The organism is Bradyrhizobium oropedii (assembly GCF_020889685.1).
Taxonomy (GTDB): domain Bacteria; phylum Pseudomonadota; class Alphaproteobacteria; order Rhizobiales; family Xanthobacteraceae; genus Bradyrhizobium; species Bradyrhizobium oropedii.
Genome location: NZ_JACMYO010000020.1, coordinates 25,309 through 52,088, shown reverse-complemented (window position 1 = coordinate 52,088; position 26,780 = coordinate 25,309). Strand labels below are relative to the sequence as shown.

Genomic DNA, 26,780 nt, shown 5'->3' with positions numbered 1-26,780 from the left:
CAGAGACCTCAGGTCGGCGGCGATGACGGCCGCCGACATCCAGGCAACCATCCTTGCGGTGTGGCGCATCGAGCAACCGCGGCTGATCACCAGCCTGTCGCGGATGCTGCGTGACGTGCCGCTGGCCGAAGATCTGACCCAGGAAGCGCTGGTCGCCGCGCTCGAACATTGGCCCGCCGACGGCGTGCCGGAAAAGCCCGGCGCCTGGCTGATGGCGGTCGCCAAGCGCCGTGCGCTTGATCATCTGCGCCGTGCTCGGATGCTCGTCGAGCGGCACGGTATTCTGGCGCACGATCTGGCGCGGGAGCAGGACACCATGCCCGATCTTGATTCCGCGCTCGACGACGATATCGGTGACGAATTGCTGCGGCTGATCTTCACCGCTTGTCATCCGCTGTTGTCGCGGGAAGCCCGTGCGGCACTGGCGCTTCGGATGATCTGCGGCCTCACCACCGAGGAGATCGCGCGCGCCTTTCTGCAGGCCGAGGCAACCATCGCCCAGCGCATCGTGCGCGCCAAGCGCACGCTGTCGGATTCCGGTCTGGTCTACGAGACGCCGCGCGGCGAGGAGCTGTCCGAACGGCTCGCCTCCGTGCTCGAGGTCGTCTACCTGATTTTCAACGAGGGCTATACCGCGGCCCGCGGTGACGAATGGTTGCGCCCGCAGCTCTGCAACGAGGCGCTGCGCATCGGCCGCGTGCTGACCTCGATCGCACCATCGGAGCCGGAGGCGCACGGGCTGCTGGCGCTGATGGAGTTCAACGCCTCGCGGCTGGCGGCGCGCACCGATGCGGCCGGCGAGCCGATCCTGCTGATGAACCAGAATCGCGCGCAGTGGGACCACCTGCAGATCCGCCGCGGGCGCCTGGCGCTGGCGCGCGCCCGCGAGCTCGGCGGCGCCGGCGGCTTCTATGCGCTGCAAGCCGCGATCGCCGCCTGCCACGCCGAGGCTGACACATCAGATGCGACCGACTGGAGCCGCATCGCCGCGTTCTACGGCGATCTCGCTGCGCTGCTGGACTCGCCGGTGATCGAGCTCAATCGTGCGGTCGCGATCGGCATGGCCGAGGGGCCGCAGGCAGCGCTTGCGATCGTCGACGGTCTCGCGGACGAACCGGCGCTGAGGTCCTATCATCTGCTGCCGAGCGTGCGCGGCGATCTGTTGCACAAGCTCAGCCGCTTCGCCGAGGCGCACGCCGCGTTCGAGGCCGCCGCCGCATTGGCCGGCAACGCGCGCGAGCGCGGGTTCCTGAAGCGCCGCGCCGCAGCCGCTGCGCGCGCCGCGCAGAACCACGGCGGCCGCTAAGTTCGGGCCACAGAACGCTACTTCGCGTCATCGCCAATGAGCGCTGCCTTGCCGCGCAGCCCCCATAACAGCAAGACCGACGCTGCGATGATCGCAAGCCCGATCGAGACGAACCCGGCGGTCACCAGCGTTTCCTGCCACTGCACGGCACTCCGCCCGGCGGCCGTGACCGGCGAGAGTGCACCGGTTCCGAGAACGGCGGCGAGTGTCGTCACGGCCCAGTTGCCGTACGTTCCGCAGAGCAGCGCCCAATAGGCTGCGACGCTCGCGCGGTGCGACAGTCTCACCTCGCTCCAGATTGCGCCGACCGCGAGCAGGAACGTGCCGTTCATCACGCCTTCGAGATGCGCCGCGAGCGCCATCCGCACGTTGGTGAAGTGCTGCTCGATGAGACCGGTCAACAGCCCGATCAGGAACAGGGCCATGCCGTGAAACAGCAGCCGTCGTCTGTAATCCATTCTCGCCCCTCTGGTAGCCTTGCCCCAATAATGGCTGACCCTAGCAGAAAGCGCGAAGGCGCTGGCCGCGCGACCTGGACCCGTGACCCGGGCTCTCCGCGCTGTCCGCCAGGCCCTTTGTGGACAGGGCCCGGGGGGCGGCGCAACGCCGCCGCGGACCTGGCCCTGTCCGCAAAGGTCCGGCGGTTGTTGCCGGCGGCAACCTATGACACCATCCCGATTCCGGTTTGTTTTTTGACTTTGGAAGCCTATGCCGCGTCGCAAATATGCCTGGGAGAAGCTCACGGATGCGCAGTTGCTCGAGCAGCGCCTCAGCAGTCTGAGGGTTGCGGTCGAAGGCACCTGGCTCGCGGATTGTGTCAGTACGCTCTACGAAGAGCTCGAAGAGCGCGGCATCCGGCTGAGGCCGCACACATGGATCTCGAGCGAATGGTTCAGCCCGGCCGATGTGCCCGGCATCGCCATTCCCTTCTATCTCGCCCATCCCCGCCTGATGAAGCTCGAGAAGAAGATGATGCTCGACGTCGAGGGCGCCTCGTGGTCCGAGTGCATGGCCATTCTCCGCCACGAGGCGGGGCATGCCATACAGCACGGCTACCAGCTGCAGCGCCGCCGGCGCTGGCAGCAGCTGTTCGGTCCGTCGTCGCAACACTATCCGCGCTACTACCGGCCCAATCCGGCCAGCCGCAATTATGTCCAGCATCTCAGGCTGTGGTATGCGCAGAGCCATCCGGACGAGGATTTCGCCGAGACCTTCGCGGTGTGGCTGCGGCCGCGCTCGAACTGGCGGACGCGGTATGCCGGATGGCCGGCGCTGAAGAAGCTCGAATACGTCGACGAGCTGATGGGCGAGATTGCCGGCGAGCGGCCGCTGCTGACGACGCGCGAGCGGGTCGATCCGCTGCATACGCTCAAGCAGACGCTCGGCGAGCACTACAAGAAGAAGCAGGCGTTCTACGCCTTCACGCCGCCGAAGACCTACGACCGCGATCTGTCCAAGCTGTTCTCTGCCGATCCGCGGCATCACCGGCATCCGCCGGCTGCGTCCTTCATCAGGCGGCACCGCGCCCAGATCAGGCAGCTGGTCGCACGGTGGACGGGCGAGAACCAGTTGACGCTCGATGCCGTGCTCGACGACATGATCTCGCGCTGCCGCGAGCTCAACCTGCGTGCCGTCGGCCCCGAGCAGAAGCTGGTGACCAATTTCACCATCCTGCTGACAGCCAAGACCATGCACGCGCTGTTCGGCCCGTCGCGCCGCAAATGGATCGCGCTATGAAACACTTTCGCATTCTGGTGCTGATGCACCCGGACTGTGTGCCGCCCGACTCCAGCGATGGCTACTCGGCGCGGGAAATCAACGAGTGGAAAACCGAATACGACGTCGTGAGCACCCTGCGCGCGGCCGGCCATGAGGTTCGTCCGCTCGGCGTGCAGGAAGAAATCAAGCCGGTGCGCGACGAGATCGAAGGCTTCAAGCCGCACGTGGTGTTCACGCTGCTGGAGGAGTTTCACTACAACGTCGTGTACGACCAGCATATCGCGAGCTATCTCGAGCTGATGAAGATCCCGTATACCGGGTGCAACCCGCGCGGCCTGATCCTGGCGCGCGGCAAGGATCTGTCCAAGACACTGGTGCATCACCGCCGCATCCCGGTGCCGGCCTTCGCCGTGTTCCCGATGCGCCGCAAGGTCAAGCGGCCGCCGCGTCTTGAGCTGCCGCTGATCGTCAAGAGCCTGAGCAGCGATGGATCGCTCGGAATCTCGCAGGCATCGATCGTCGATACCGACGAGAAGCTCGTGGAGCGCGTCGCCTTCATCCATGAGCGGATCGGAACGGCTGCCATCGCCGAGCAGTTCATCGAGGGACGCGAGCTCTATGTCGGCGTGCTCGGCAATAACCGGCTACGGGTCTTGCCGGTTTGGGAATTGAAATTCGGCAGCATGGGCGGTCCCGGTGCGCGGCATATCGCCACCGAAAAGGCCAAGCACGACACCAGCTATCAGGAGCGCATCGGGATTGCCGATGGCCCGGCCGAGGACCTCACGCCGGAACTATCCGCCCATATTCAACGACTGGCGAAACGTATCTACCGGACGCTGGGGCTCGATGGATATGCGCGCATCGACTTCCGCCTGTCCACCAATGGCGTTCCGTTTTTCATTGAGGCCAATCCCAACCCCGAAATCGCGAAGAGCCAGGAGTTCGCGACCGCAGCCGGGCATGATGGACTGGACTACCCGGGTCTGTTGAATCGCATCCTGACGCTCGGAATCAGCCGTGCCAAGGCAGGCGTATCCCTGGGTTGAACCAAGCCGTCAAAGGCTGCGCTGCATCAGATGGCGCCGTGCGTCCCTCGGGATGAACATCGCAAACGTTTCCCTAACGCGCGCCGCCGGCGTCGCGTTCGCAGTGGCGACGGGAGCGGACGCCATGGTCGGATGAAACGCATCCGGTTCCGGCCACCGTCGTGCAAGGATTTCGTTTACCGACCCCGGCATGGCGAGCACATTGCGGCGGTAGGTATCGTAGACGTACAAACCGGCAAGAGAAATCGATACGACAACAAGGATCGTCCTGAAAATCGGCATTGTGTTTGCGCCTTCTTGATTGAGGCGAACAATGCCCGGCAAGGGTGAACCGCGCGTTGAGCGGGCCGGTCGATCGGCCGATACGGTTCCCAACTGATGAACGGGGCTGCGTAAAGAGCTCGCTTACCAATGCCTTCAAGGTTGCGGCAACCAGCTTTCCTCACCGGCGGGAAAGAAGTCTCTGGCATTGAGAGACCAAGAAAAACACTGAGGAGGCACCATGTTCGTCGCCATTCGAGTCATGATCCTGATCGCCAGTGCGTATGCCGGCTCGGCCATCGCAGAGATGCAGTTTGCGCCGTTGCCGAGTCTTGCGACTTCGTCCGCGCCGTAGGCGAGTTGCGGAGGCGTCGAGTGAGCTTGGCGAACGATCGACGTCGAGCATCAAGACAAGAAACGCGGCAAGCGCCGCGATGACGAATCGCATTTGCTTCGTGAGACCTGAATTGTGATGTGAGCTGCGCGCAAGTGCACTTCGGATAACGACTTTTTGGCGGGTCATTGCGGCAAAGCGGCGATCTCTGCCGTTCCACCGCAGCTTTCCGCATTGGAACTTCGGCGCTTGCCGTAACTTTACGGAAGGTAGCCACGTTGGGATAAACGATGTTCCGACATTTTTTCGTTGGGCGTTTTGCCATTGTATTTTTGCTCATGCCGGCCGTGCCCGCGATGGCAGCCGGTCTCGATGCTGCCGCGATCAACGACGCGGCGGCGCCACCGGCAAAATTGCCGGGCCGCCATCAGGTCAGCGCCTCCATTGCCAGGCTGGAGATCCTGCTCGATCGCGCGCATTTCTCCCCCGGCGAGATCGACGGCGAGCTTGGCGAGAACGCGCAGAAAGCACTCACTGCGTTCGCCACGGCGAACGGATTGTCGTTCGACAAGGCCGTGACGCCGGATCTCTGGACCAGGCTCACTTCTGCCAGCGAAGGGGCCGCGATCGTCAATTACACGATCGTCGATGCTGATGTGAAAGGCCCGTTCCTGGCGAAGGTTCCCGCAAAGATGGAGAGCATGAAGAGTCTGCCGGCGCTGAACTACACCAGCCCGCGCGAGGCGCTCGCCGAGAAATTCCATATGAGCGAGCCGCTGCTTCAGGCGCTCAATCCCGGACGGAAGTTCGACAAGGCCGGGGAGACTATCGCGGTTGCGAACGTGCTCGACGTCGGAAAGCCTCCGGCGATTGCGCGCATGGAAGTCGACAAGACGCGACAGACTCTCAGCGCATTCGACGCGGCGGGGAAGCTGCTCGCCTTCTATCCCGCGACGGTCGGCAGCACGGAGAAGCCGACGCCGACCGGCACGTTGAAGGTGACGGCGATCAACAAGAACCCGACCTATCGCTACAATCCCAAATACAAGTTCAAGGGCGTCAAATCAAACAAGCCGTTCACGATCAAGCCCGGCCCTAACAATCCGGTCGGCGTGGTGTGGATCAACCTCTCGGGGGAAGGCTACGGCATTCACGGCACCGGCAATCCCGGCCTGGTCTCCAAGGCGGCATCCCATGGCTGCGTCCGGCTCACGAACTGGGATGCGCTGCGCGTTGCGGCCGGTGTTGCGAAAGGGACGCCGGTTACGTTCGTCGAGGGCGCGCGATAATGCGGTGACCGCAGGAGACGACGGCTATTGGTCGGTCGGACGCTTTCTGCTCAGGAATTCCGGCATCGCATCGTGACTCGCAGGTAGGCTGTCGTCCAGCAACAGGAAGTGCACGCAGCCCTCGACGGTTTGCGATGTGCGAGCAAATTGTTCGGCGAGGCTTAGAATGATTGCGCGCTTGTCCGGCTCCATGATGCAATAGAACGCCAGCGTCAGTCTGAGGGCTTCCTTGTCGTCGGGGCGGCCGAGCATTCAAGTCTCCGAGAATTCGCAGCAGGCCGCAGCGCGCGTGAGGCCGCTAGTCCCGTTCGGCATCTTGACATCGGCAGCAACGGCTTCCGAGCGGAGATTCTCCGCGATCGCCGATGAGGCTTCGCGGACAAATCCTGCGGCGCGAATCGCTTCGGCGACGAAGCGCAAGTCGATGCGGAAGTGCAGGGCGCGCAGTAGATCCTGTCTGTTTTGTTTTCGGGGCGCGCTCGCTTCGTCATTCGGGGCGTGCGAAGCACGAGCCCGGAATCCATTTCACCACCAACGCTGAGGCGCGATGGATTTCGGGCTCAGCCCTTTGGGCCGCCCCGGAATGACGAGCGAGGGCAGGCGCGGGCCCATGCAACCGATTGCCCGACGGCGCAAGCTCCCTGCGCCCGCTGCAAGAGAGGGCGGAACGAAGAGTAAAGCTCGGGCAATCATGTCGCGAGAATGCGAAGCCATCGCCCACCGACCGCGCAACACATTTGGTGTCGTCCCTGCGAAAGCAGGGACCCATAACCACAGATGTCTGACGTTGAAGGACGGTGGAACGACGAGTCCCGCTCACTACATCCGCCGCGGAGTACGGGTCCCTGCTTTCGCAGGGACGACCGCCGGAAGGAGCGCGGCCTCTCAGCTTTAGCGCGGCGGCGGCCTTATTGATCCACCTTCGGCGACTTGGCTGCAATGTCGAAGCCGAGCCGCAGCGCACGTTCCTGGCGCTCTTCCGACAAGAACCTCAGCTCCCGTTCCAGCGACCGCGCAACCTCGTCCTGCGTTTCCTTGGAGTGGCGGCGGGAGCCGCCTTGCGGTTTGGCCGGTTGGGCAGTCACGGGAGAACCCTTGTCATCGCAGTGTCATACGCCCTGATGCCACGGCCAGCGTCGGCACGACAATCAAAAAGAATTCAGCTGACACCGTTTGGAATGTTTGTTGTGCAACTGACTCAAATTTGAGCAGGAAATTCTCTCGGACCTCGTCTGAGCCTCGCCGCGAACACAACCGTATTCAGGCGGGACCTGCGATCTCATCAATTCGGATGAGAGCGCTCGGTTCCCACGAAATCATTTCCGGAATCGCACGAAGACGTCCTGAAACCGACAAGGTCTAACCTTAGTAGCGTTGTGAACGACGGAGCCTGGTGAGACGCTGACAACCGTGGTCGTGAGATTCACGATCTGGGTCGTGAGGTCCGCCGGTCCTCCTGAGACGTTGGGGTTGATCTCGGAAATGAAGAAGCCGAACGCTGTGCCATATGTCTGGGCGGCCGCGCTGATCGCGGTCGTGATCTGGGGCGTGAGCGGCACCCCGCAGATGGCACACACCTCCGCCAACACGCATCTGGCCCGGGCGCGGTAGAGCCCGAGAGGCCCGGCTAGAGCTTCGGGCGCAGCGAGCGCTGCATATCCATCGTGTAGGTGTAGCGCCCTTCGGGGTGCGTTGTGATAGTCACCTCGAACAGTTCCTCGCGTACGCCGTAGTAGCGGCGGACCACGGTGAGCGCCGGCGAGCCGGTCTTAACGCCGAGCGACTTGGCGATCGGCGCGGGCATGCCCCGGACGAAGATCTCCATCTGCGCGCGCTCGGTGACCTGGCCGTACATCTTGGCGATCTGCTCGTGCACCGGGGTGCGGCCGTGGTCGCTGCGTGTCACCACATCGGCGAACCGGCGCAGCACATAGATCTCGGTCCAGCCGAGCGGCGCGGCGAACTGGTCCGAGCGGCGCACCGCCTCGATCAGGAACCAGCTCCTGCCGGGCTCGCATTTCAGAAGTCCCGCCAGCTTGCGGTCGGCCACGATGTCGCTGCTGGCAACGACGTCGCGGTAGGTTTCGTTGGAATAGCGCAGCCACTCGCCGAGCGACTTGACGCTGTGGGTAAACAGCACCGGCGGCTCGGAGGCGATCACCACCGAACCGAGGCCGGCGCGGCGCACGATCAGGCCCTGGTCGATCAGGATACGCAGCGCCTCGCGCACGGTCTGGCGGCTCGCCTGGTAGCTCGCCATCAACTCGGTTTCGGTCGGCAGCAGATTGCCGACTGCGTAGGTGCCGAGCCGGATGTCCTTCTGCAGTCCGGTGGCGATGTCGCGGTAGCGGGACGATCTCGCTCGGTCCGGTTGTTCAGACATGGCGGATCACTGGTATGCTGTATGGCAGGCGACCGGATGTCCTGTCTGCATCGATTGCAGCGCGGCCTCGAATGCGGCGAGCGTCGCGAGCACATCTGCCTCCGGTACCGGGAACGGCTGTCTGCCTTCGACCGCGTCGGCAAAGGCGGCGAGTTCCGCGGTGAGCGTGTTGACGGCCGGATAACGCCTCGTCGCAGGTGCTTCGCCGGATGTCCGTAGCACCATCGTCCCCTCGTCGAGCACCTCTGCCGATCCCTTCGTTCCGAACACATGCACGCGCCAATAGAACGGTGTTGCGCGGATCGTCGCAAGGGTTGCATTGACGCCATTCACAAATTCAATCGCTAAAGTTGCAGTGTCGAGCGGCGGCGGTCCCGCCTCGCGTTCGCTCAACCGGGCATAGACCCGGCGTGCCGGACCAAGCAGGCTGACGAAGCCGTCGAGCACATGCAGCCCCGCGCCGGTCAGTCCGCCGCCGGGTGACTCCTCCGGCGACAGCCGCCAGCCCTGCGTGATGGCCTGCGAGTTCTCGTTGCTGTTGTGGCCCTCGACATGCAGGATTGTGCCGAGTTCGCCGGAGGCTGCGATCGCGCGCAGCGCCTGCATCGAGGGCCAGAACCGGCGGTTATGCCCGACTGCGAGCAGCACGCCGGCGTCGCGGCAGGCCGCGAACATCTCGGCTGCATCGTCGCGCCGGAGCGCCAACGGCTTCTCGCAAAACACCTGCTTACCGGCTCTGGCGGCCGCGATCACCTGGCCCTTGTGCAGCGAATGCGGCGTTGCCAGCAGCACGGCATCGATGCCTGGCTGGGCGAGCACGGCCTCCAGGCTTGGCGCAGGCGACAGGCCGTGCGCCGCGCAGAAGCTCGCGGCGCCGGCGATGTCGGGTTCCACCGCGCTGACGATCCTGAGCCGGGGCTCGCTCTGCGCAGCCTCGACCAGCGCGCGGCCCCAGCGGCCGAGGCCCGCGATCGCACAATTGATCATGAGTGGTCCTTGTCCTGATCGCGTCCGGCACGGATCGCCTCGATGATTGCGGCGCTGTCGCTGTCCGGACCCTGACGCGCGATCGCTGCGCGCAGCAGTTCGGCTTGCACGGAGGTCAGCGGCAGAGGCAGGCCGTGGCGGCCAGCCTCCTGCAGGATCAGTTCGGCGTCCTTCAAGGTCTGCGCGATGTGCGATTGCGGCGAGAAATCCCGCGCCAGCATCTTCGGTCCCTTGTTGTCCATCACTCTGGAATATGCCGCCGATTGCCGCGCCGTCGCAAGGAAGGTCGCGCCGTCGAGGCCGAGCGCCTCGGCAAGTGCGATGCCTTCGGCCAGCGCGGCGCGGTTGTTCTGCAGGATCAGGTTGATGGCGAGCTTGGTGCGGCTGGCATTGCCGATCGCGCCGACATTGATCCGCTGCGGGCAGAGGATGTCGAGCGTTGCCGCGGCGGCCGCGATGATGTCGGCGTCACCGGCGACCAGCGCGGTGGCCGTGCCGGCGCGCACCTCGGCGCTGGTGCCCGAGATCGGCGCTTCGATGAAGCCAACGCGCGCGTGCGCCGCGAATTCGGCGATCGCCGTGATCTCGCCCGGCGCGCAGGTGGTGGTGCAGATCACGACCGGCGGCAGCCTGGCGTTGGCAAGGTCCGGCAGCAATCCCTTGACCTGGGCCGCGTCGTACACCGCGATCACGATGGTCCGGCAGCGTGCCGCGACGTCGGCGGCGAAGGCCGCGAACTCGGCGCCGCTCGACCTCAGCCCATCGGTCTTCGCCGAATCGATATCGAAGCCGATTACGCCTACGCCGGCATCGATCAGTCGCGCGGAAAGCGCCGATCCCATCAGCCCCAATCCGATCATGCCGACTGGTGTCTCGCGAGACATGATGCGACGCCGCTTCGCGCTATTGCGGCTGGATGCCGGCCGCCTTCACCTCCGCCGACCAGCGCACGACCTCGCTCTTGACGAAGGCGCCGAACTCGGCCGGCGCCAGCGGCGCCACGATCACGCCGACATCGGCGAGTTTTTTCCTGGTTTCCGGCATCGCGAGGTATTTGGCGCACTCGGCGTAGATCCTGTTGACGATCGGTTCCGGCGTGCCGGCCGGCGCGAACAGCCCGTACCAGATGGTGGCCTCGAAGCCGGGCATCGCTTCGGAGAGGGCGGGCAGGCCGGGCGTGAGCTCGTTGCGCGCCGCGGATGTGACGGCGATGCCGCGCAAGGTGCCGCCCTGCATCTGCGGGATCGCAACCGAGAAATCGCCGAAGGTCAGGTCGATCACGCCCGCCATCACGTCGGTCATCGCCTGCGGCACGCCGCGGTAGGAGGCCGCGATCAGCGACAGGCCGCCGCGCGACTGCAGCTGCGCGATCGAGATCTGCGATGCGCCGGAGCCGTAGCCGGCCGTCAGATTGGGAGTGGCCTTGGCGTAGCTGAGGAACTGCGGCAGGTCCTTGGTCGCGAGCTTCGGGTTGACCAGCAGCACCATCGCCGTCGTGGTGGTGCGGATCACGGGCGCGAAATCCTTCACCGGGTCGTAGGGCAGGCTCTTGAGCGTCGCGACGTTGCTGGCATGGGTGGTGTTGGTGCCCATCAACAGCGTGTAGCCGTCGGGCGCGCTGCGGGCGACTTCCTGGGCGCCGATGCTGCCGAGCGCGCCGGCGCGATTCTCGATCAGCACGGTCTGACCGAATGCGTCCTGCAGATGCTGGCCGACCAGCCGCGCGACATTGTCGGGGCCGGCGCCGGCCGGGAAGGGCACGATGATCTTGAGCGGCCGTTGCGGGAAATCGTCCGCGGCGAGTGCCGGCAGGCCCGGAAGTGCCGCGAGCAGGACGACGAGCAGCCCCAGCCGTAACTTCATCCCGGTCCCCTCCGCGTCCGCTTTTGCAGATTTATACGGACAAATGCATCCGAATGGCAAGCGCCCGGCCCTTCGGAATATTGAGGTGCGCAGTATTTATCCGTATAAATAGCCCATACAGGGGAGCCAGACGACGATGGTGGACATCAGTGATCTCCATGCGCGCGGGCTGCGCCGGCGCCAGAAGATGTTCGGCGAGGGCGATGTCGCCAAGCGGATGGCGGCCGCGGGCGATTTCGGCACGCCGCTGCAAAACATCATCAATGCCTATGTCTATGGCGACGTCTGGGAGCGCAGCGGGCTGTCCGACCAGATCCGCAGCCTGGTGATGCTCGGCATCACCGCGGCGAGCAGCAAGCCGACCGAGTTCCGCGTGCATGCCAAGGGCGCGCTCGCCAATGGCTGCACCGCCGCGCAGGTGCAGGACGTGCTGTTGCTGGTCGCGATGTATTGCGGCATTCCGGCCGCGATCGAGACCAGCAAGATTGCAGCCGAGGTGTTCGGCGAGGTGCCTGCGGAGGGGTAGGGCACAGGCCCGTGCCGTGATAGGGACGTTGCCGACTGCGACCGGCAACAGGATCTGCCCATGTCCGCCTTCCCGACCTCGACCACTGTGCTCGATTCCGTGCTGTTTCGCGATGCCTTCGGCACGCGCGCGATGCGCGAGGTGTTTTCCGATCTGCGGCTGATCGAACGCTATGCCGAGGTCGAAGTCGCGCTGGCGAAGGCCGAAGCGCGCTGCGGCGTGATTCCGGTTGACGCGGCCGAGCAGATTGCGGAGCGGACCAATGTCGCCGCGTTCGATTTCGATCTGCTGCGGCAGGAGACCGATGTGGTCGGCTACCCGATCCTGCCGCTGGTGCATCAGATGGCAAAGCAGTGCGGCGAGGCCGGCCGCTATGTCCATTGGGGCGCGACCACCCAGGACATCATGGACACCGCGGTGGTGCTGCAACTGCGCGATGGCCTGGAGATCATCGAGGATGACATCGCTGCGTTGCGCGGCATCCTCGTCGATCTCTCGAAGAAATACCGCGACACGCCGATGGCCGGCCGCACCCATTTGCAGCAGGCGCTGCCGGTGACCTTCGGCTACAAGACCGCAATCTGGCTCGCCGCGTTCGATCGGCACGCCGTGCGACTGGCAGAGCTGAAGCCGCGCGCACTGGTCGGCCAGTTCGCCGGCGCCGCCGGCACGCTGGCCTCGCTGGGCGACAAGGGCTTCGAGGTCCAGAAGGCGCTGTGCGAGGAACTCGGGCTCGGCGTTCCTGTCTCGACCTGGCATGTCGCGCGCGACGGTCTGGCGGAAGCGGTAAATTACCTCGCGCTGGTCACCGGAACACTCGGCAAGATCGCGCTCGACATCATGATCATGGCCTCGACCGAATTGGGCGAGGTCTACGAACCCTTCGTGATGGGACGCGGCGCGTCCTCGACCATGCCGCAGAAGCGCAACCCGATCTCGTCGGAGCTGATGCTCGCGGCCGCCAAGGCGGTGCGTCAGCATGCCGGCCTGATGCTGGACGCGATGGTGCAGGATTTCGAACGCGCCACCGGTCCGTGGCACGCCGAATGGATGGCGATCCCGGAAAGCTTTGTGCTGACAGCAGGCGCCTTACACCAGGCCAGGTTCGCGCTTGGCGGCCTGATCGTCAACGAGAAGCGGATGGCCGACAATCTCGACATCAGCCGCGGGCTGATCGTTGCTGAAGCCGTGATGATGGGCCTTGCGCCCGCGATCGGCCGGCAGGAGGCGCATGACGTCGTTTATGACGCCTGCCGTGTCGCCAACGACAAGGGCCTGACGCTGGCCGAGGCGCTGGCCGCGGATGATCGCGTCGCGAGCCGGATCGATCGGGCGACGATCGACCGCCTCACCGCGCCGAAAAACTATCTCGGCCTTGCGCCCGAGATGGTCGACCGGGTGCTGACGTCTGTGAAGCGGTAAAATTCGACGCAATTGCTCGCTGTGGCGTGATCGGGCGCAGCGGGCGGGAACCTTGCGGATGCGGATCGAATTGGACTACGAATCGTGAAGAGACCCTCAAACGACACGGCGCTTCATGACCGCACATCAACGCAATCTTTCCGCCTCGATCGATCCGGTGAAACTCGATCGGCTCGCCGAAGTCGCAATCAAGGTCGGCCTGCAGCTGCAGCCGGGGCAGGATTTGCTGCTGACGGCGCCTGCGGCGGCAATGCCGCTGGTGCGGCGGGTCGTGGAGCATGCCTACAAGGCCGGTGCGGGTCTCGTGACCCCGTTCTTCTCCGACGAAGAACTGACGCTGGCGCGCTACCGCTGCGCCAACGACGCGAGCTTCGATCGCGCCGCAGGCTGGCTCTATGAGGGCATGGCGAAGGCGTTCGGCGCCAACACCGCGCGGCTCGCGATCGTCGGCGACAATCCGATGCTGCTGTCGGGCGAAGACCCGACCAAGGTCGCGCGCGCCAGCAAGGCCAATTCGATCGCCTACCAGCCGGCGCTGGAGAAGATCGTCAATTTCGACACCAACTGGAACATCATCGCCTATCCGAGCACGTCCTGGGCCAAGCAGGTGTTCCCCGATGATGCCGAAGACGTCGCGGTGGCCAAGCTTGCCGACGCGATCTTCGCCGCGTCCCGGGTCGATCAGGACGGCGCCGTCGCCGCCTGGGACAAGCACAATGCCCGGCTGCGCGAGCGCACCGAATGGCTGAACGGCCAGCGCTTCCACGCACTGAAATATTCCGGTCCGGGAATGGACCTCACGATCGGGCTCGCCGACGGTCATGAATGGGAAGGCGGCGCGTCGACCGCCAAGAACGGCATTGTCTGCAATGCCAACATCCCGACCGAAGAGGTCTTCACGACGCCGCACTGCCGCCGCGTCAGCGGCCATGTCGTCAGTTCCAAGCCGCTGTCCTACCAGGGCACGCTGATCGACAACATCTCGGTCAAGTTCGAGGAAGGCCGCATCGTCGAGGCGAAGGCCTCGCGCGGCGAGGAAGTGCTGAACAAGGTGCTCGACACCGACGAGGGCGCGCGCCGGCTCGGTGAAGTCGCGCTGGTGCCGCACTCCTCGCCGATCTCGAAGAGCGGGCTGTTGTTCTTCAACACGCTGTTCGACGAGAACGCCGCCTCGCACATCGCGCTCGGCCAGTGCTACTCGAAATGCTTCGTCAACGGCGACAAGCTGACGCCGCAGCAGATCGCCGAGCAGGGCGGCAACAAGAGCCTGATCCACATCGACTGGATGATCGGTTCCGCCCACACCGACATCGACGGCATCCATGCCGACGGTCGCAGCGTGCCGGTATTCCGCAAGGGCGAGTGGGCGTAAGAGCTATGTCCGCTTCACCTCGCCCCGCTTGCGGGGAGAGGTCGGAACGCGTCGCTAGATACGTTCCGGGTGAGGGGGAGCCTTGGCGAATGCAGCTACCAACGAATATGCGGAGGCGGCCCCTCACCCCAACCCTCTCCCCGTAAGAACGGGGCGAGGGAGCGCAGTTCGCACGTTATTGAAACCGCCGCTCGCGCGCGGCGATCAGTTCGCCTCGCATCGCCAAGAAGCGACAGGTCTCGTGCTGTGGCCGGAAGCCGAGGCGGCGATAGATCTTCAGCGCGGCGGCGTTGCGGCTCGAGACATTGAGCCAGCAGGGATGTTCGATCGACACGTCGTGTGCGCTCAGCACCCGATAGACCAAGAGCTGGCCGAGCCCGCGTCCCTGCCGCGCCGGGTCGACGGCGACCGACTCGATCCACATCGAGTTCCGCTCCGGTTCGGTCAGGCAGAAGCCCGACATCTGTCCGTCCTCCGAGGCGATCCAGACCTCGCTCTCGGTCAGGACCTGCGCCATCTCCTCCGGCGAATACAGCCGGAACGCGGCGTCCGAGGCATAGGCGGCGTTGTGGATGCGCGCGACCTCGCCCGCGCAGGCGGTGACGTCTGAGACCTGCTCGATGGTGGCGCGGGCGGCCGCGAGCGTTCGCGCCGGCTGCAACGGCTCGACGCACTTCATCCCGATCTCGGACTCGACATGAACAAAGCCGAAAGCAGCGACGAAGGCCATTCCCGCCGGCCAGTCGCTGCTCACCAGCGTCTGCACGGTAAGATCGGCGTCGGTGTCGATCGCAAGGACGTCGTCGACCAGCGCCAGGCCGATCCGGCGGCGCCGCATCTCGGGCGCCACGACGATCTTGAGGAACCTGGAATGGTGCGCGCCCTGGTCGCGCAGCGAGGACTCGGCGAGCCCGACAAGCCGGCCATTCAGCTCGGCAATACGAAAGTCGCGCCCGCCACGGTTCTGCGGCAGCTTCAGGAACTGGTCCCATTGCGGCAGCGTGACAGGTCCTAGCCGCGGTTCCACCGCAGCTGCCTTTGCGTAAAGTGCGACCACCGCTTCCGCATCAGCCTCTCGAAGCGGCCGGATGGTGATGCTGTCATCCATGAGTCGGAAGTTTACCCGATATCGAGCCGATAGACATCCTTTGCCGTCTTCAAGAACAACGCCGTCTTCTCGGCTTCGCTATATTGTGATGCAAGCCGTTTAAAGGTGTTGAAGATCACCTGATAGCTGCACTGTCCCTTATCAGGTGGGAAGTTGCTCTCGAACATGCAACGGTTCGGGCCGAAAGCCTCGATGCAGGTCTCCACATAGGGCCGCCAGGCGGCGGCGAGTTCCTCCGACGAGGGCGGCCGGGGGCGCAGGTGGAAGTCATAGCCGAGCAGGCACATCGCCAGCCCGCCGAGCTTGACCACGACGTTCGGGCATCTGGCGATCTCCTGGATCGACGCCTTCCAGAGCGGAAAGGTCTCCGCGCGCTTGCCGGCGAAGCGGCCGGTGCCGACCGGGCCGCCGCAATGGTCGAGCACGATCCGTGTGTCGGGGAAGGCGCGGGCGAGGTCGGTAAGCTCGCCGATCTGCGGGTGGAACAACCAGGCATCGAAGCTCAGGCCGAGCGGCGCCAGGCAGGCAAACCCCTTGCGGAAGGTGGCATCGAGCAGGATTCCCTTCGGCCGGTTTGCATACATGTGGGCGACATTGGGGTCCTCGTCCCAGGCCGAGGAGTGGCGGATGCCGCGGAACCGGCCGTTGCCGGCGGCAATCTCGGCCTCCAGGACCGCCTTGGCCTGGTCGCCGATCAGAAGGTTAACGTGGCTGACGATGCCGGCGCAGATCGCCGCCTTGCCGTAGCCTCCGCTCGCCGCCATCGCCGCGACGCCGTTGGCGAACTCGACCTCGCCGACGGGGCGGAACGCCTCCGGGCCATCGGCGCGGTACATCGACCGGCAATCGACATAGACCGTCGCCACGATGTTGTGACCTGAGGCAATGTCGTCGCGCATGTCCTCGATCAGGTAGCGCAAGCCCCCGCGATCCCAGAGGTGGTGATGCGGATCGACGATCGGCCGGTCAGGATCGATGATCTCCTCGGTGTATTGGGCGAGCCAGTCTTCGCGCGGATCGGCATAGAGTCCGCTGGCGGAGGCGGGTAACGTGCTGGCCATCGATTTTCACTCCCGTTGGTTTTGCTTCTTCTTGAACAGAGTCATTACACGCCGTCGAGAATGATCACCGTCGGCGTCGCAGGCAGGGTGTCGCGCGAAATCCGTAAGGTACGCTCGCCGCCGCGGCGGTCGATGTCGAATTGCTGGCCGATCAGGCGCATGAACTCATCGAGCGGGGTGGCGAAGCGGTGCATCGGCAGCACCACCGATGCACGCAGCCGCTTGGTGATCTCGGAGATGCCGTCGAGCGACATCGTATAGGTGCCGTCGATCGGCACCATCACGATGTCGAGCCGGCCGATCGCTGCGAAATGGCTGTCGTCCAGCTTGACGTGGAGGTGGCCGAGATGGCCGATGCAGAGGCCGGCGACCTCGAAGATGAAGATCGAGTTGCCGTCCTTGATCATCTCGCCGCCGGAGTCTTCGCCCCAATAGCGGCGGATGTCGGTGGTGACGTTGCGGATATAGACGTCGCCGATGCGGTCAGCGTAATGCGCGGCCTGGCCGTTCTCACCCCAGCCGTGCAGCACATGGGGGATCCTCGGGTCGGGAAACAGCGTGTAATGCGTCGCGTGAGCCCGGTTCATTGTCGCGACGTCGGGCAATCGCCCGGTCCGATAGACGCCGTTGTAGTCGGTCGCGATCCGGACGCCGCCGGGCGTGTCGATATAATAGGTCGAATGGCCGGCATAGGTGATCGCGACCTCGTCGGCCTTGGCAGCGACGCGCCGGAAGTTCACCGGAATGGCACGTGGCGGCGCGTTGGCCATCGCCAAGCACTCGCTGCGCTGGGCATCTTGCGCGACGGCATGGCTGGTCAAGGTTCCCAGCAAGACGAGCGCGGCGAGCAATCTCAGCATGACCTGTTCCGTCTTTGGCGGCGCAAGCCTACCGCGCAATTGCCTTGCCGTCATGATGAGACCAGCGCATCGCTCCATGGCGCTGATTGCAACATGATCCAGGCGATTATTGTGCCGGGACGCGCTACCATGCCGTGCAGATCTTGGAGATCAGGGAGTTCTGCGTGACCGACACCGCCTCTTCGCCACGTGCATCACCGACCAAACGGCTTGAGCCATTGCGCCATGTCGACGCAGGTGTGCTCAACATCGCCTATTACGAGGCCGGCCCGGCGGACGGTCCGGTCGTGCTGCTGATGCACGGCTTCCCCTACGACATCCACTCCTTTGTCGACGTTGCGCCGATACTGGCGGCGGAGGGCTGCCGGGTCATCGTGCCCTATCTGCGCGGTTACGGGCCGACGGTATTCCGCGACAAGGCGACGCCGCGCTCGGGCGAGCAGGCCGCGGTCGGGGCCGACATGATGGCGCTGATGGATGCGCTCGGCATCAAGCGCGCAGTGTTCGCCGGCTATGACTGGGGCGGCCGTGCCGCGTCGATCGGTGCGGCGTTGTGGCCGGAACGCTGCATCGGGCTGGTCTGCACCAATGGCTACATGATCCAGGACATCGCGCATGCGATGGTGCCGGCGCCGCCGGATCGCGAGGTGCCGCTGTGGTATCAGTACTACTTCCAGCTCGAGCGGGGGCGCGCAGGGCTTGCCGCCAACCGGCGCGGCATCGCGAAAATTCTGTGGTCGCAATGGTCACCCACCTGGGCGTTCGACGAGGCCTGCTTCGAGCGGACTGCGGTCGCATTCGACAATCCTGATTATGTCGACGTCGTGATCCACAGTTATCGGCATCGTTACGGCGTTGTCGAAGGAGACCCGCAATATGCGGATCTGCAGCGGCGGCTCGACACATTGCCTGTGATCAAGGTCCCGGCCATCTCGCTCGACGGCGCCGACGACGGCGTGACGTTCGTGTCCGACGGCAGTCGCACCGCGGCAAAGTACACGCGCCGCCTGGCCCATCGCGCAATTCCGGGCGTCGGCCACAATGTGCCGCAGGAAGCGCCGGAGGCATTTGCCGTGGCGGTGATCGAGGTGATGAAGGCTTAAGCGCGGTCTCACGCTTGCCGCGGGCTGATCTTCCAGGCGATGGCGAGCGTCATCAGCGTCAGAATGCCGCTGACCAGCGCAGCTCCCGGAATCGTCAGCGCCAATGCCGCGGTTGCGGCCCAGCCGATCGAGGAGAAGGCCTCCGCGAAGGTGGCGATCCGGGAGGAGGTCTGGCGCCGGCGGAACTGGCTGCGCTTGGCCTGCGCGCGGAACCAGAGCTGGACGGCGGCGGCGGATGCGGTCGCGATAATGATCGCGATTGCCGTCACCGCAGCCTGCTGCGGCGAGGCGAATACCAATGCGGCCACCAGCGGCGCGAAGACCACGGCGATTGCGATCAGCACGACCTCGATCTTGGCGCGGGTCACGCGCGACGGCGGCAGCGGCGCGGTCGCCACCAGATCGGGAGCGTCTTCGCCGGAGATGGTTAGCCAGGCAAGCCCGCCGGCGAGCTGGCCCGCGGCCATCACGATGACAGGCGTAATCAGCACGATCGCGGTCGACGTGCCGGAGAAGCTGCGCCACAGCATCAGCGCCGGCGGCAACAGATAGAGCATCTGCATCAGGCTCTGCGACAGCAGCCACGGATCGCGGCGCAGCAGCAAGATCTCCTTGCGTCGCAACGCCTGCTGCCGCGAGCCGGGGCGGAACGCGCGGGCGCGCCCCTGCGTGACCGCGGCCGGATTGGCGGCGACGCTTGCGACCGTGTCGGCAAACCGCGGTGCGAACACCGCCATCACGACGCCGAGCAACACGAGGCTTGCTGCGAGCAGCAGCATCATGATCTCGAGATCGCCGAGTGAGGCGCGCGCCGGCCACCAGAGCAGGCTGTCGAGGGCGGGAGCAATTCGTGCCGCGGTATCCGAGGTCAGAAAGGCAAACCGCGACAGGGTGCCATAGGACAGCACGGCGACGATCTGCAGCGCGATGACGAAGCCTGCGCCGATGACGGCGGAGACGATCTGCGCCACAAGCCGGGTCCGGCTCGGCCCGATCAGGCGAAACAGGAAGGCGGTGACGGCGATCGCCGTGGCGGCCGCCGACAGCCCGATCGCAAGCACGACGCCGAAGCCGGCGAGCCAACGCGGGCCGCCGAGATACACCAGCACGTCGATGAAGGGCGTCGACAGCAGCAGCGCCATGCTGCTCACCGTCAGCGCGATGGCGGCGATCCGGATCGAGAAGATGTTGGTGAGCTTCGCCGGCGAGGACATGATCAAATCGAGATCGGCGCGGGCATAGAACACGCGCGTCACCGACTCGATCGCCTGCGAGAGCATCAGCGCCCAGGCCAGGAGGATCGTCGCGGTCAGCACGATCAGCGAGGACGGATCGAGCGGAAACCGCAGATCGGCATAGCGGCTGACCACGGCATAGGCCGGCAGATGCAGGATCGCCGCGAAGATCAGGAGGCCGATCACCGCGCGATTGCGCCGGCGCCGGCCGCCGGTCATCATCGCCAGCCATTCGCGCCATGCCAGACGGAATTCGTGGCGGGCGAACCAGGAGAGATGGGCGACCGAGCTCACGCGGCCGCCGCTTCGGTATCGACCAGCGCGATGAACATGTCCTCGAGCGTGGTGTCGTTGCGGCCGTTCTGCTCGCGCAGTTCGGCCAGCGTGCCCTCGGCGATCAGCCTGCCTGCCGCGATCACGCCGATGCGGTCGGCCATGCGCTCGGCGACTTCGAGAATGTGGGTGGTCATGATCACGGTGCAGCCGGTGCGGACGCGCTCCTGCAACAGCCCCTTAACGTGACGCGCCGACAGCGCGTCGAGGCCGGTCAGCGGTTCATCGAGAATGATCAGGCGCGGATCGTGCACCAGCGCACCGGCGAGCGCCACCTTCTGGCGCATGCCCTTGGAGAAACCTTCGCAGCGCTCGTTGAGATGCGGCTCGAGCCCGAGTGACACCAGGAGGTCGCGCGCCGACCGCTCCGACGTGCGGGGATCGATGCCCCACAGGCCGGCGACGAATTCGAGATATTCCAGCGGCGTCAGCTTGTCGTAGATCATCGGCTCGTCGGACACCCAGGCCATGATCTGCTTGGCGGCGACCGGATCGGCCAGCGCGTCGATGCCGAGGATCGACACCGAGCCGGCATCGGGCCGCAGCAGTCCTGCCACCATGCGCAGCGTCGTGGTCTTGCCTGCGCCGTTCGGTCCGAGCAGCGCATAGAACTCGCCGACCCGGATGGTGAGATCGAGCGCGTCGACCGCCGGGCGGTCAAAACGCTTGGTTAACCCTCGCACGGCGAGTGCGGACAGTTGCGATGTCATGGTGCGTGGCGATCCGGGATTTCGCTCGTCGGTTGCGCAAACTTGGACAAAAACCGTTTCGGTGCAGTGAATCTCACGGGGCAAATCGAATGCGATATCCGTATTAGTCCGTGCTGCGGTATATCTCCGCAAATGTGATGATATAGCCCGATCAGCGGTTTGTTGACAGGGATCGGGCGTTTTGGCTCAATCGGGGCGGACATAGGCGGCTTTCAGCGCTCCCGACACAAGGGCGCGAAGGCGGGATGCAACGAGCGATCGGATAAGAATCGCCGGGCATCGGGGAGGGAACGATGCTGGACTTTGTTCAGCAGCTCGTCAGCGGCATTGCGCTCGGCTGCGTTTACGGCCTGATCGCGCTCGGCTTCGTGCTGGTCTACAAGGCAACCGAGGTCGTCAATTTCGCGCAAGGCGATTTGATGATGCTGGGCGGCTTTTTCGCCTTCACCTTCATCGGCATGCTCGGGCTGAATTACTGGGTCGGCTTCGCCGGCGCGGTGATCTGCATGGCGCTGTTCGGCATGCTGGCCGAGCGGCTCGTGGTGCGGCCGATCCTCGGCTATCCGCAGTTCTCCATCATCATGGCGACGATCGGGCTCGGCTATTTCCTGCGTTCCGTCGCCGGCATGATCTGGGGCACCGACGACTTCAAGATCGAAACGCCGTTCAGCCAGGGCGTGCTGCGAATTGGCAGCCTCGTGCTCGCCTACGACAAGCTGTCGGTGATCGCGGCGACCATCATCCTGTGCGCGCTGCTCTATCTGTTCTTCAACCGCACCACGCTCGGCACCGCGATGCGCGCCAGCTCCGAGAACATGCTGGCTGCCTATTACATGGGCATCCCGGTCAAGCGCGTGGTCTCGATCGTCTGGGCGATCTCGGCGGCGGTGGCGACCTGCGCCGGCGTGCTGCTGGCGCCGATCACCTTCATCCATTCCAACGTCGGCTTGGTGCTGGGACTGAAGGCGTTTCCGGCCGCGGTGCTCGGCGGCTTCGGCTCGATCCCGGGTGCGGTGGTCGGCGGCGTCCTGATCGGCGTGATCGAGAGCATGGCCGGCTTCTATCTGCCGCAGGGATGGAAGGACGTCGCACCCTACATCGTGCTGCTCGCAGTGCTGCTGCTCAAGCCTGAGGGCCTGTTCGGCCTTCATGTCCGCAAGAAGGTTTGAGGAGGAAGCATGCGGTTTCTCTTCAAGACCGACTATGAAGACGACATCAGGCTGTTTCCGCATTCCGGCTACGTCTATTCTTACGGCCTGCTGCTGGCGGTGCTGCTGATCGCGCCCTATGTGCTCTCGAGCTATCTGATGAGCCAGCTGGTCTTCGTCTGCATCTACGCGACGGTCGGCGTCGGGCTCTTGATCCTGACCGGCTTCACCGGACAGGCCTCGCTCGGCCATGCCGCGTTTCTGGCGATCGGCGCCTACACCGCGGCCTATCTGCAGCAATTCAACGTGCCGTTTCCAGTGTACTTCCTCGCTGCCGGGCTGTTGACCGGCGTCGTCGGCGCACTGGTCGGATTTCCGGCGCTGCGGCTGCAGGGCATCTATCTCGTGATTGCCACGATCTCGTTTGCCTTCATTGTCGAAGAAATCATGGCGCGCTGGGAAAGCGTAACCAACGGCAATGAGGGCATGCGGGTCAAGACCATGCAGCTCTTCGGCACCACGGTGTCGCGCGACGGCCCGACCTTCTATTATCTCTGCCTTGCGGTGCTGGTGCTGACCATCGTCGGCACGCTCAATCTGCTGCGCTCGCCGACCGGGCGCGCCTTTGTCGCGATCCGCGACAGCGAGACCGCGGCGCGCAGCATGGGCATCAATGTCGCGCTCTACAAGGTGAAGTCGTTCGCGATCTCGGCTGGTATCACCGGCTTTGCCGGCGTGCTGTTCGCCCACAAGCTGTCCTTCATCTCGCCCGAGATGTTCACGCTGCAGCTCTCGATCGAGTTCATCATCGTGATCCTGATCGGCGGCACGTTCAGCCTGCACGGTGCGGTGCTGGGCGCGATCTTCCTGGTCATGATCGATCCGTTCCTGACCTATCTGAAGGACGACATGCCCGGCGTGATCGCGGGCGCTGCGGCCACGCTGGGCGCCGGCGCCGAGCGCGCGGGCCACATCCAGGATGCGGTCGCAGCCTTTGCCTCCGCCAACGGGCTGAAGGGCGCGATCTACGGCGTCATCATCGTGGTGTTCGTACTCTTCGAGCCCTTGGGACTTTATGGCCGCTGGCTCAAGATCAAGCTCTTCTTCCAGTTGTTCCCGCTCTACAAGCGCGCGACCTTCAAGCGGCAGAAGATCTACGTGAAATCGGAGCGGAACCGATGAGCTATTTCCGCGCCGAGAACCTGTCCCTGCATTTCGGCGGCCTCAAAGCGGTCGATGCTGTCAGCTTCGCGGTCGAGAAGGGCGAGATCCTCTCGATCATAGGGCCGAATGGCGCCGGCAAGAGCTCGATCTTCAACCTGATCTCGCGCATCTATCCGCCGACCTCGGGCAAGATCTTCTTCGAGGATCAGGACATCACCCAGCAGCCGGCCTACGATATCGCGCGGCTCGGCATCGCGCGCACCTTCCAGAACATCGAGCTGTTCGAGAATGCGACCGTGCTGAGCAATCTCCTGGTCGGCCGCCATCGTCATTCCACCACGCAGCTCTGGCAGGAGCTGTTGTTCCTGCCGAGCGTCCGCGCCGGCGAGAAGGCGCATCGCCGCCGGGTCGAGCAGGTGATCGAATTCCTCGATCTCGAGCCCTACCGCGACAAGTTGATCTCGGGCCTGCCCTACGGCGTGCGCAAGGTGATCGAGCTGGCGCGGGCGCTGTGCTCGGAGCCGAAGCTGATCCTGCTCGACGAGCCGTCGTCCGGCCTCAATGTCGAAGAGACCGACGACATGTCGTTCTGGATCCGTGACATGAAGAGCGAGCTCGGCATCACCGTGTTGATGGTCGAGCACGACATGACGCTGGTCAATCGGGTCTCCGACCGCGTGATCGCGCTGAACTACGGCCGGGTGCTGGCGATGGGCTCGCCCTCGGAAGTACAGCACCATCCCGACGTCGTCGCAGCCTATCTCGGCGCATGAGGATGATGGCATGAGCACATCGGAGATCATCCTGAGGCTCTCCAACATCGAAAGCTATTACGGGCCGATCATGGCCATCCGCGGCATCAGCCTCGAGGTGCCGCGCGGCCGGATCGTGACGCTGCTCGGCGCCAACGGCGCCGGCAAGACCACGGTGCTGAAGACGATCTCCGGCATTCTCGACCCGCAGAAGGGATCGATCGAATTTTTGGGCAAGCCGATCCAGCGCATGGAGGCCGACCGGATCGTGCGGCTCGGCCTTAGCCATGTGCCGGAGGGACGCGAGGTGTTTCCGTTCCTGTCGGTGCGCGAGAACCTGATGATGGGCGCCTATCTGCGCAAGGACCGCGACGGTGTGGCGCAGGACCTCGAGCGCGTCTACGGCTATTTTCCACGGCTGAGGGAGCGGCTCGGCCAGCCGGCCGGCCAGCTTTCGGGCGGCGAGCAGCAGATGCTGGCGATCGGACGCGCGCTGATGAACCGGCCGACGCTGCTGCTGCTCGATGAGCCGTCGCTTGGGCTGTCGCCGATCCTGGTGAAGGAGATATTCACCATCATCCGCCGCGTCAACGAGGAGCAGGGCATGTCGATCCTGTTGGTCGAGCAGAATGCCAAGATCGCGCTGGAGACGGCGCATTACGGCTATGTGCTGGAGATCGGCCGCGTCGTCATGAACGACACCTGCGAGCGGCTGATGAATTCACCAGATATCCAGGAGTTCTATCTCGGCGCCAAGGAAGCCGGCGCCCGGGGCGAGCGGCGCTGGAAAAAGAAGAAAACCTGGCGCTGAGGAAGGTTGGCGTCGACGAAAGTCGACGCTGCGTTGCGGGAGAGTTGGAGCTAGATTTCAGGCCTGTTTCGCAAACAAGACCGGTACCCGAGCCGGCGCGTGAAACAAGCGGCAGAGGAGGGAGCGCGCATGGCAGGACCAGCGGTGCTGACGGTTGCCGACACGATCGCGCGGAGCTTTCTGCTCGCGGTGCAAACGCGTGGCGACAGGCCCGCGATCCGCGAGAAGAAGTTCGGTATCTGGCAGCCGACCAGCTGGCGCGAATGGCTGCAGATATCCAAGGACATCGCCTTCGGCCTGCATGCGACCGGCTTCCGCCCCGGCGACGTCGCCTCGATCATCGCCAATGCGGTGCCGGAATGGGTCTATGCCGACATGGGCATCCTGTGCGCCGGCGGCGTGTCGTCCGGCATCTATCCGACCGATTCCGCAGCGCAGGTCGAATATCTCATCAATGATTCCCACACCCGGGTGATCTTCGTCGAGGACGAGGAGCAGCTCGACAAGGTGCTGGCCTGCCGGTCGCGCTGTCCGACGCTGGACAAGATCGTCGTGTTCGACATGGAGGGCCTCTCCGGCTTCTCCGACCCGATGGTGCTGTCGCTCGCCGAATTCGCGGCACTCGGCCGCAATCATGCACAAGGCAATGACGCCTTGTGGGATGAGATGACCGGCAGCCGCACCGCCTCCGATCTCGCGATCCTGGTCTACACCTCAGGCACCACAGGCCCGCCCAAGGGCGCGATGCATTCCAACCGCAGCGTGACGCACCAGATGCGCCATGCCAACGATCTCTATCCCTCGACCGACAGCGAGGAGCGGCTGGTGTTCCTGCCGCTCTGCCACGTCGCCGAGCGGGTCGGCGGCTATTACATCTCGCTCGCGCTCGGCTCGGTGATGAATTTCGCAGAGAGCCCGGAGACGGTGCCGGACAATCTGCGCGAGGTGCAGCCGACCGCGTTCCTTGCGGTGCCCCGGATCTGGGAGAAGTTCTATTCCGGCATCACCATCGCGCTGAAGGACGCGACCCCGTTCCAGAACTGGATGTACGCCCGCGCGCTCGCGATCGGCAACCGGATGACCGAGTATCGCCTGGACGGCGAGATGCCGCCGCTGTCGCTGCGGCTCGCCAACCACGCTGCCTATTGGCTGGTGTTCCGCAACATCCGTCGCATGCTCGGGCTCGACCGCTGCCGGATCGCATTGACCGGCGCTGCGCCTATCTCGCCAGATCTGATCCGCTGGTATCTCGCGCTCGGCATCGACATGCGCGAGGTCTACGGCCAGACCGAGAATTGCGGCGTCGCGACCATGATGCCGGCCGACCGCATCAAGCTCGGCTCGGTCGGCAAGGCCGCGCCCTGGGGCGAGGTGATGATCTGTCCGAAGGGCGAAATCCTGATCAAGGGCGACTTCCTGTTCATGGGTTATCTCAACCAGCCGGAGAAGACCGCCGAGACGATCGACGCCAAAGGCTGGCTGCACACCGGCGACGTCGGCGCGATCGACAATGAAGGCTATGTCAAGATCACCGACCGGATGAAGGACATCATCATCACCTCCGGCGGCAAGAACGTCACGCCGTCCGAGATCGAGAACCAGCTCAAATTCTCGCCCTATGTCTCGGACGCGGTCGTGATCGGCGACAAGCGGCCGTATCTCACCTGCCTGATCATGATCGATCAGGAGAATGTCGAGAAATACGCCCAGGACCAGGACATTCCCTTCACCAATTACGCGAGCCTGTGCCGGGCCCGCGAGATCCAGGACCTGATCCACCGCGAGGTCGAGGCGGTCAACGCGAAATTCGCGCGCGTCGAGACCATCAAGAAATTCTATTTGATCGAGCGCCAGCTGACGCCCGAGGACGAGGAACTGACGCCGACCATGAAGCTGAAGCGTAGCTTCGTGAACAAGCGCTACGCGGCCGAGATCGACGCCATGTATGGCGCGCGGGCGGTGGCATAGAGCATGATCCGGAAAA

General features: G+C 64.6%; 27 protein-coding genes. 14 read left to right on the top strand and 13 right to left on the bottom strand.

Annotated elements, in window-relative coordinates; translation table 11 throughout:
• Positions 1-22: 22 nt before the first annotated feature.
• A complete protein-coding gene (locus H8A95_RS08410) occupies positions 23-1,306 on the top strand; it encodes an RNA polymerase sigma factor (protein ID WP_229182743.1) in 1,284 nt (427 codons plus the stop codon).
• Between the two features lie 17 nt (positions 1,307-1,323).
• Here the strand turns inward: H8A95_RS08410 and H8A95_RS08405 are convergent, their stop codons facing one another.
• Positions 1,324-1,764, bottom strand: a complete 441-nt coding sequence (locus tag H8A95_RS08405; RefSeq protein WP_229182742.1) for a styrene oxide isomerase — start codon at positions 1,762-1,764, stop codon at positions 1,324-1,326.
• 250 nt (positions 1,765-2,014) lie between these two features.
• Between H8A95_RS08405 and H8A95_RS08400 the strand changes: the two genes are divergently transcribed.
• Both H8A95_RS08400 and H8A95_RS08395 read left to right on the top strand, forming a co-directional pair.
• Positions 2,015-3,043, top strand: coding sequence for a putative zinc-binding metallopeptidase (locus H8A95_RS08400; protein ID WP_229182741.1), 1,029 nt, complete (start codon positions 2,015-2,017; stop codon positions 3,041-3,043).
• Entirely contained in the window at positions 3,040-4,074 is a 1,035-nt protein-coding gene (locus H8A95_RS08395; RefSeq protein WP_229182740.1) for a D-alanine--D-alanine ligase family protein, read from the top strand. Before H8A95_RS08400 ends, H8A95_RS08395 begins: the two co-directional genes overlap by 4 nt.
• 9 nt (positions 4,075-4,083) lie before the next feature.
• Here H8A95_RS08395 and H8A95_RS08390 read toward each other — a convergent pair whose 3' ends face one another.
• Entirely contained in the window at positions 4,084-4,398 is a 315-nt protein-coding gene (locus H8A95_RS08390; RefSeq protein ID WP_229182739.1) for a hypothetical protein, read from the bottom strand.
• Between the two features lie 609 nt (positions 4,399-5,007).
• On the opposite strand from H8A95_RS08390, the gene H8A95_RS08385 reads away from it, so the two are divergent.
• Complete coding sequence (locus tag H8A95_RS08385; RefSeq protein WP_229182738.1) at positions 5,008-5,958, top strand: L,D-transpeptidase family protein; 951 nt, start codon at positions 5,008-5,010, stop codon at positions 5,956-5,958.
• A gap of 24 nt (positions 5,959-5,982) precedes the next feature.
• Here the strand turns inward: H8A95_RS08385 and H8A95_RS08380 are convergent, their stop codons facing one another.
• Positions 5,983-6,210 carry a hypothetical protein gene (locus H8A95_RS08380; RefSeq protein ID WP_163154281.1) on the bottom strand — a complete coding sequence of 76 codons (228 nt, stop codon included), beginning with the start codon at positions 6,208-6,210 and terminating at the stop codon, positions 5,983-5,985.
• Between the two features lie 656 nt (positions 6,211-6,866).
• Entirely contained in the window at positions 6,867-7,043 is a 177-nt protein-coding gene (locus H8A95_RS08375; protein ID WP_229182737.1) for a hypothetical protein, read from the bottom strand.
• A 397-nt stretch (positions 7,044-7,440) separates the two neighbouring features.
• Here H8A95_RS08375 and H8A95_RS43750 point away from each other — a divergent pair, with 397 nt between their 5' ends.
• Positions 7,441-7,569, top strand: a complete 129-nt coding sequence (locus H8A95_RS43750) for a hypothetical protein (RefSeq protein WP_274617391.1) — start codon at positions 7,441-7,443, stop codon at positions 7,567-7,569.
• 16 nt (positions 7,570-7,585) lie between these two features.
• Here H8A95_RS43750 and H8A95_RS08370 read toward each other — a convergent pair whose 3' ends face one another.
• The 4 genes from H8A95_RS08370 to H8A95_RS08355 are packed head-to-tail and all read right to left on the bottom strand — an operon-like array spanning position 7,586 to position 11,191.
• Positions 7,586-8,341, bottom strand: a complete 756-nt coding sequence (locus H8A95_RS08370) for a GntR family transcriptional regulator (protein ID WP_163154279.1) — start codon at positions 8,339-8,341, stop codon at positions 7,586-7,588.
• A gap of 6 nt (positions 8,342-8,347) precedes the next feature.
• On the bottom strand, positions 8,348-9,328 hold the full coding sequence (locus H8A95_RS08365; RefSeq protein WP_229182736.1) for a Gfo/Idh/MocA family protein: 981 nt from the start codon (positions 9,326-9,328) through the stop codon (positions 8,348-8,350).
• A complete protein-coding gene (locus H8A95_RS08360) occupies positions 9,325-10,212 on the bottom strand; it encodes an NAD(P)-dependent oxidoreductase (protein WP_229182735.1) in 888 nt (295 codons plus the stop codon). Before H8A95_RS08360 ends, H8A95_RS08365 begins: the two co-directional genes overlap by 4 nt.
• Positions 10,213-10,231: 19 nt before the next feature.
• The gene (locus H8A95_RS08355; protein WP_229182734.1) at positions 10,232-11,191 is read right to left on the bottom strand and encodes a Bug family tripartite tricarboxylate transporter substrate binding protein; all 960 of its coding nucleotides are present in this window, start codon (positions 11,189-11,191) and stop codon (positions 10,232-10,234) included.
• A gap of 136 nt (positions 11,192-11,327) precedes the next feature.
• Here H8A95_RS08355 and H8A95_RS08350 point away from each other — a divergent pair, with 136 nt between their 5' ends.
• The 3 genes from H8A95_RS08350 (at position 11,328) to H8A95_RS08340 (ending at position 14,511) form a co-directional block, all read left to right on the top strand.
• On the top strand, positions 11,328-11,717 hold the full coding sequence (locus H8A95_RS08350; RefSeq protein ID WP_229182733.1) for a carboxymuconolactone decarboxylase family protein: 390 nt from the start codon (positions 11,328-11,330) through the stop codon (positions 11,715-11,717).
• 60 nt (positions 11,718-11,777) lie between these two features.
• Positions 11,778-13,139, top strand: a complete 1,362-nt coding sequence (locus tag H8A95_RS08345) for a class-II fumarase/aspartase family protein (protein WP_229182732.1) — start codon at positions 11,778-11,780, stop codon at positions 13,137-13,139.
• Positions 13,140-13,254: 115 nt separating this feature from the next.
• Entirely contained in the window at positions 13,255-14,511 is a 1,257-nt protein-coding gene (locus H8A95_RS08340; protein ID WP_229182731.1) for an aminopeptidase, read from the top strand.
• Between the two features lie 175 nt (positions 14,512-14,686).
• Here H8A95_RS08340 and H8A95_RS08335 read toward each other — a convergent pair whose 3' ends face one another.
• The 3 genes from H8A95_RS08335 to H8A95_RS08325 are packed head-to-tail and all read right to left on the bottom strand — an operon-like array spanning position 14,687 to position 17,540.
• The gene (locus H8A95_RS08335) at positions 14,687-15,619 is read right to left on the bottom strand and encodes a GNAT family N-acetyltransferase (protein ID WP_229182730.1); all 933 of its coding nucleotides are present in this window, start codon (positions 15,617-15,619) and stop codon (positions 14,687-14,689) included.
• A gap of 11 nt (positions 15,620-15,630) precedes the next feature.
• Positions 15,631-16,680 carry an amidohydrolase family protein gene (locus tag H8A95_RS08330; protein ID WP_229182729.1) on the bottom strand — a complete coding sequence of 350 codons (1,050 nt, stop codon included), beginning with the start codon at positions 16,678-16,680 and terminating at the stop codon, positions 15,631-15,633.
• A gap of 44 nt (positions 16,681-16,724) precedes the next feature.
• Positions 16,725-17,540, bottom strand: a complete 816-nt coding sequence (locus H8A95_RS08325) for an MBL fold metallo-hydrolase (protein ID WP_229182728.1) — start codon at positions 17,538-17,540, stop codon at positions 16,725-16,727.
• Between the two features lie 164 nt (positions 17,541-17,704).
• Between H8A95_RS08325 and H8A95_RS08320 the strand changes: the two genes are divergently transcribed.
• Entirely contained in the window at positions 17,705-18,643 is a 939-nt protein-coding gene (locus H8A95_RS08320; RefSeq protein ID WP_229182727.1) for an alpha/beta fold hydrolase, read from the top strand.
• A gap of 8 nt (positions 18,644-18,651) precedes the next feature.
• Here H8A95_RS08320 and H8A95_RS08315 read toward each other — a convergent pair whose 3' ends face one another.
• Entirely contained in the window at positions 18,652-20,172 is a 1,521-nt protein-coding gene (locus H8A95_RS08315) for a permease (RefSeq protein WP_229182726.1), read from the bottom strand.
• Positions 20,169-20,921 (bottom strand): ABC transporter ATP-binding protein, encoded by a 753-nt coding sequence (locus H8A95_RS08310; protein WP_229182725.1) that lies wholly within the window; start codon positions 20,919-20,921, stop codon positions 20,169-20,171. The genes H8A95_RS08315 and H8A95_RS08310 overlap by 4 nt, the downstream gene beginning before the upstream one ends.
• A 293-nt stretch (positions 20,922-21,214) precedes the next feature.
• Here H8A95_RS08310 and H8A95_RS08305 point away from each other — a divergent pair, with 293 nt between their 5' ends.
• From H8A95_RS08305 to H8A95_RS08285, 5 genes are all read left to right on the top strand, one after another.
• Positions 21,215-22,090: a branched-chain amino acid ABC transporter permease gene (locus tag H8A95_RS08305; RefSeq protein ID WP_021080282.1), complete on the top strand. Its 876-nt coding sequence runs from the start codon at positions 21,215-21,217 to the stop codon at positions 22,088-22,090.
• A 9-nt stretch (positions 22,091-22,099) separates the two neighbouring features.
• Complete coding sequence (locus tag H8A95_RS08300) at positions 22,100-23,251, top strand: branched-chain amino acid ABC transporter permease (RefSeq protein WP_229182724.1); 1,152 nt, start codon at positions 22,100-22,102, stop codon at positions 23,249-23,251.
• Positions 23,248-24,006, top strand: a complete 759-nt coding sequence (locus H8A95_RS08295; RefSeq protein ID WP_092119690.1) for an ABC transporter ATP-binding protein — start codon at positions 23,248-23,250, stop codon at positions 24,004-24,006. Before H8A95_RS08300 ends, H8A95_RS08295 begins: the two co-directional genes overlap by 4 nt.
• 10 nt (positions 24,007-24,016) lie before the next feature.
• On the top strand, positions 24,017-24,796 hold the full coding sequence (locus tag H8A95_RS08290; protein ID WP_229182723.1) for an ABC transporter ATP-binding protein: 780 nt from the start codon (positions 24,017-24,019) through the stop codon (positions 24,794-24,796).
• 129 nt (positions 24,797-24,925) lie between these two features.
• Complete coding sequence (locus H8A95_RS08285) at positions 24,926-26,764, top strand: AMP-dependent synthetase/ligase (protein ID WP_229182722.1); 1,839 nt, start codon at positions 24,926-24,928, stop codon at positions 26,762-26,764.
• Positions 26,765-26,780: the final 16 nt, after the last annotated feature.

What these genes read in the sequence shown, in the direction of transcription:
- H8A95_RS08365 (WP_229182736.1), bottom strand. Translation starts at nt 9,328, where the DNA reads ATGATCAATTGTGCGATCGCGGGCCTCGGCCGCTGGGGCCGCGCGCTG.
- H8A95_RS08380 (WP_163154281.1), bottom strand. Translation starts at nt 6,210, where the DNA reads ATGCTCGGCCGCCCCGACGACAAGGAAGCCCTCAGACTGACGCTGGCG.
- H8A95_RS08355 (WP_229182734.1), bottom strand. Translation starts at nt 11,191, where the DNA reads ATGAAGTTACGGCTGGGGCTGCTCGTCGTCCTGCTCGCGGCACTTCCG.
- H8A95_RS08285 (WP_229182722.1), top strand. Translation starts at nt 24,926, where the DNA reads ATGGCAGGACCAGCGGTGCTGACGGTTGCCGACACGATCGCGCGGAGC.
- H8A95_RS08300 (WP_229182724.1), top strand. Translation starts at nt 22,100, where the DNA reads ATGCGGTTTCTCTTCAAGACCGACTATGAAGACGACATCAGGCTGTTT.
- H8A95_RS08310 (WP_229182725.1), bottom strand. Translation starts at nt 20,921, where the DNA reads ATGACATCGCAACTGTCCGCACTCGCCGTGCGAGGGTTAACCAAGCGT.
- H8A95_RS08335 (WP_229182730.1), bottom strand. Translation starts at nt 15,619, where the DNA reads ATGGATGACAGCATCACCATCCGGCCGCTTCGAGAGGCTGATGCGGAA.
- H8A95_RS08370 (WP_163154279.1), bottom strand. Translation starts at nt 8,341, where the DNA reads ATGTCTGAACAACCGGACCGAGCGAGATCGTCCCGCTACCGCGACATC.
- H8A95_RS08405 (WP_229182742.1), bottom strand. Translation starts at nt 1,764, where the DNA reads ATGGATTACAGACGACGGCTGCTGTTTCACGGCATGGCCCTGTTCCTG.
- H8A95_RS08395 (WP_229182740.1), top strand. Translation starts at nt 3,040, where the DNA reads ATGAAACACTTTCGCATTCTGGTGCTGATGCACCCGGACTGTGTGCCG.
- H8A95_RS08295 (WP_092119690.1), top strand. Translation starts at nt 23,248, where the DNA reads ATGAGCTATTTCCGCGCCGAGAACCTGTCCCTGCATTTCGGCGGCCTC.
- H8A95_RS08305 (WP_021080282.1), top strand. Translation starts at nt 21,215, where the DNA reads ATGCTGGACTTTGTTCAGCAGCTCGTCAGCGGCATTGCGCTCGGCTGC.
- H8A95_RS08340 (WP_229182731.1), top strand. Translation starts at nt 13,255, where the DNA reads ATGACCGCACATCAACGCAATCTTTCCGCCTCGATCGATCCGGTGAAA.
- H8A95_RS08385 (WP_229182738.1), top strand. Translation starts at nt 5,008, where the DNA reads ATGCCGGCCGTGCCCGCGATGGCAGCCGGTCTCGATGCTGCCGCGATC.
- H8A95_RS08400 (WP_229182741.1), top strand. Translation starts at nt 2,015, where the DNA reads ATGCCGCGTCGCAAATATGCCTGGGAGAAGCTCACGGATGCGCAGTTG.
- H8A95_RS08325 (WP_229182728.1), bottom strand. Translation starts at nt 17,540, where the DNA reads ATGCTGAGATTGCTCGCCGCGCTCGTCTTGCTGGGAACCTTGACCAGC.
- H8A95_RS08350 (WP_229182733.1), top strand. Translation starts at nt 11,328, where the DNA reads ATGGTGGACATCAGTGATCTCCATGCGCGCGGGCTGCGCCGGCGCCAG.
- H8A95_RS08360 (WP_229182735.1), bottom strand. Translation starts at nt 10,212, where the DNA reads ATGTCTCGCGAGACACCAGTCGGCATGATCGGATTGGGGCTGATGGGA.
- H8A95_RS43750 (WP_274617391.1), top strand. Translation starts at nt 7,441, where the DNA reads ATGAAGAAGCCGAACGCTGTGCCATATGTCTGGGCGGCCGCGCTGATC.
- H8A95_RS08345 (WP_229182732.1), top strand. Translation starts at nt 11,778, where the DNA reads ATGTCCGCCTTCCCGACCTCGACCACTGTGCTCGATTCCGTGCTGTTT.
- H8A95_RS08410 (WP_229182743.1), top strand. Translation starts at nt 23, where the DNA reads ATGACGGCCGCCGACATCCAGGCAACCATCCTTGCGGTGTGGCGCATC.
- H8A95_RS08330 (WP_229182729.1), bottom strand. Translation starts at nt 16,680, where the DNA reads ATGGCCAGCACGTTACCCGCCTCCGCCAGCGGACTCTATGCCGATCCG.
- H8A95_RS08290 (WP_229182723.1), top strand. Translation starts at nt 24,017, where the DNA reads ATGAGCACATCGGAGATCATCCTGAGGCTCTCCAACATCGAAAGCTAT.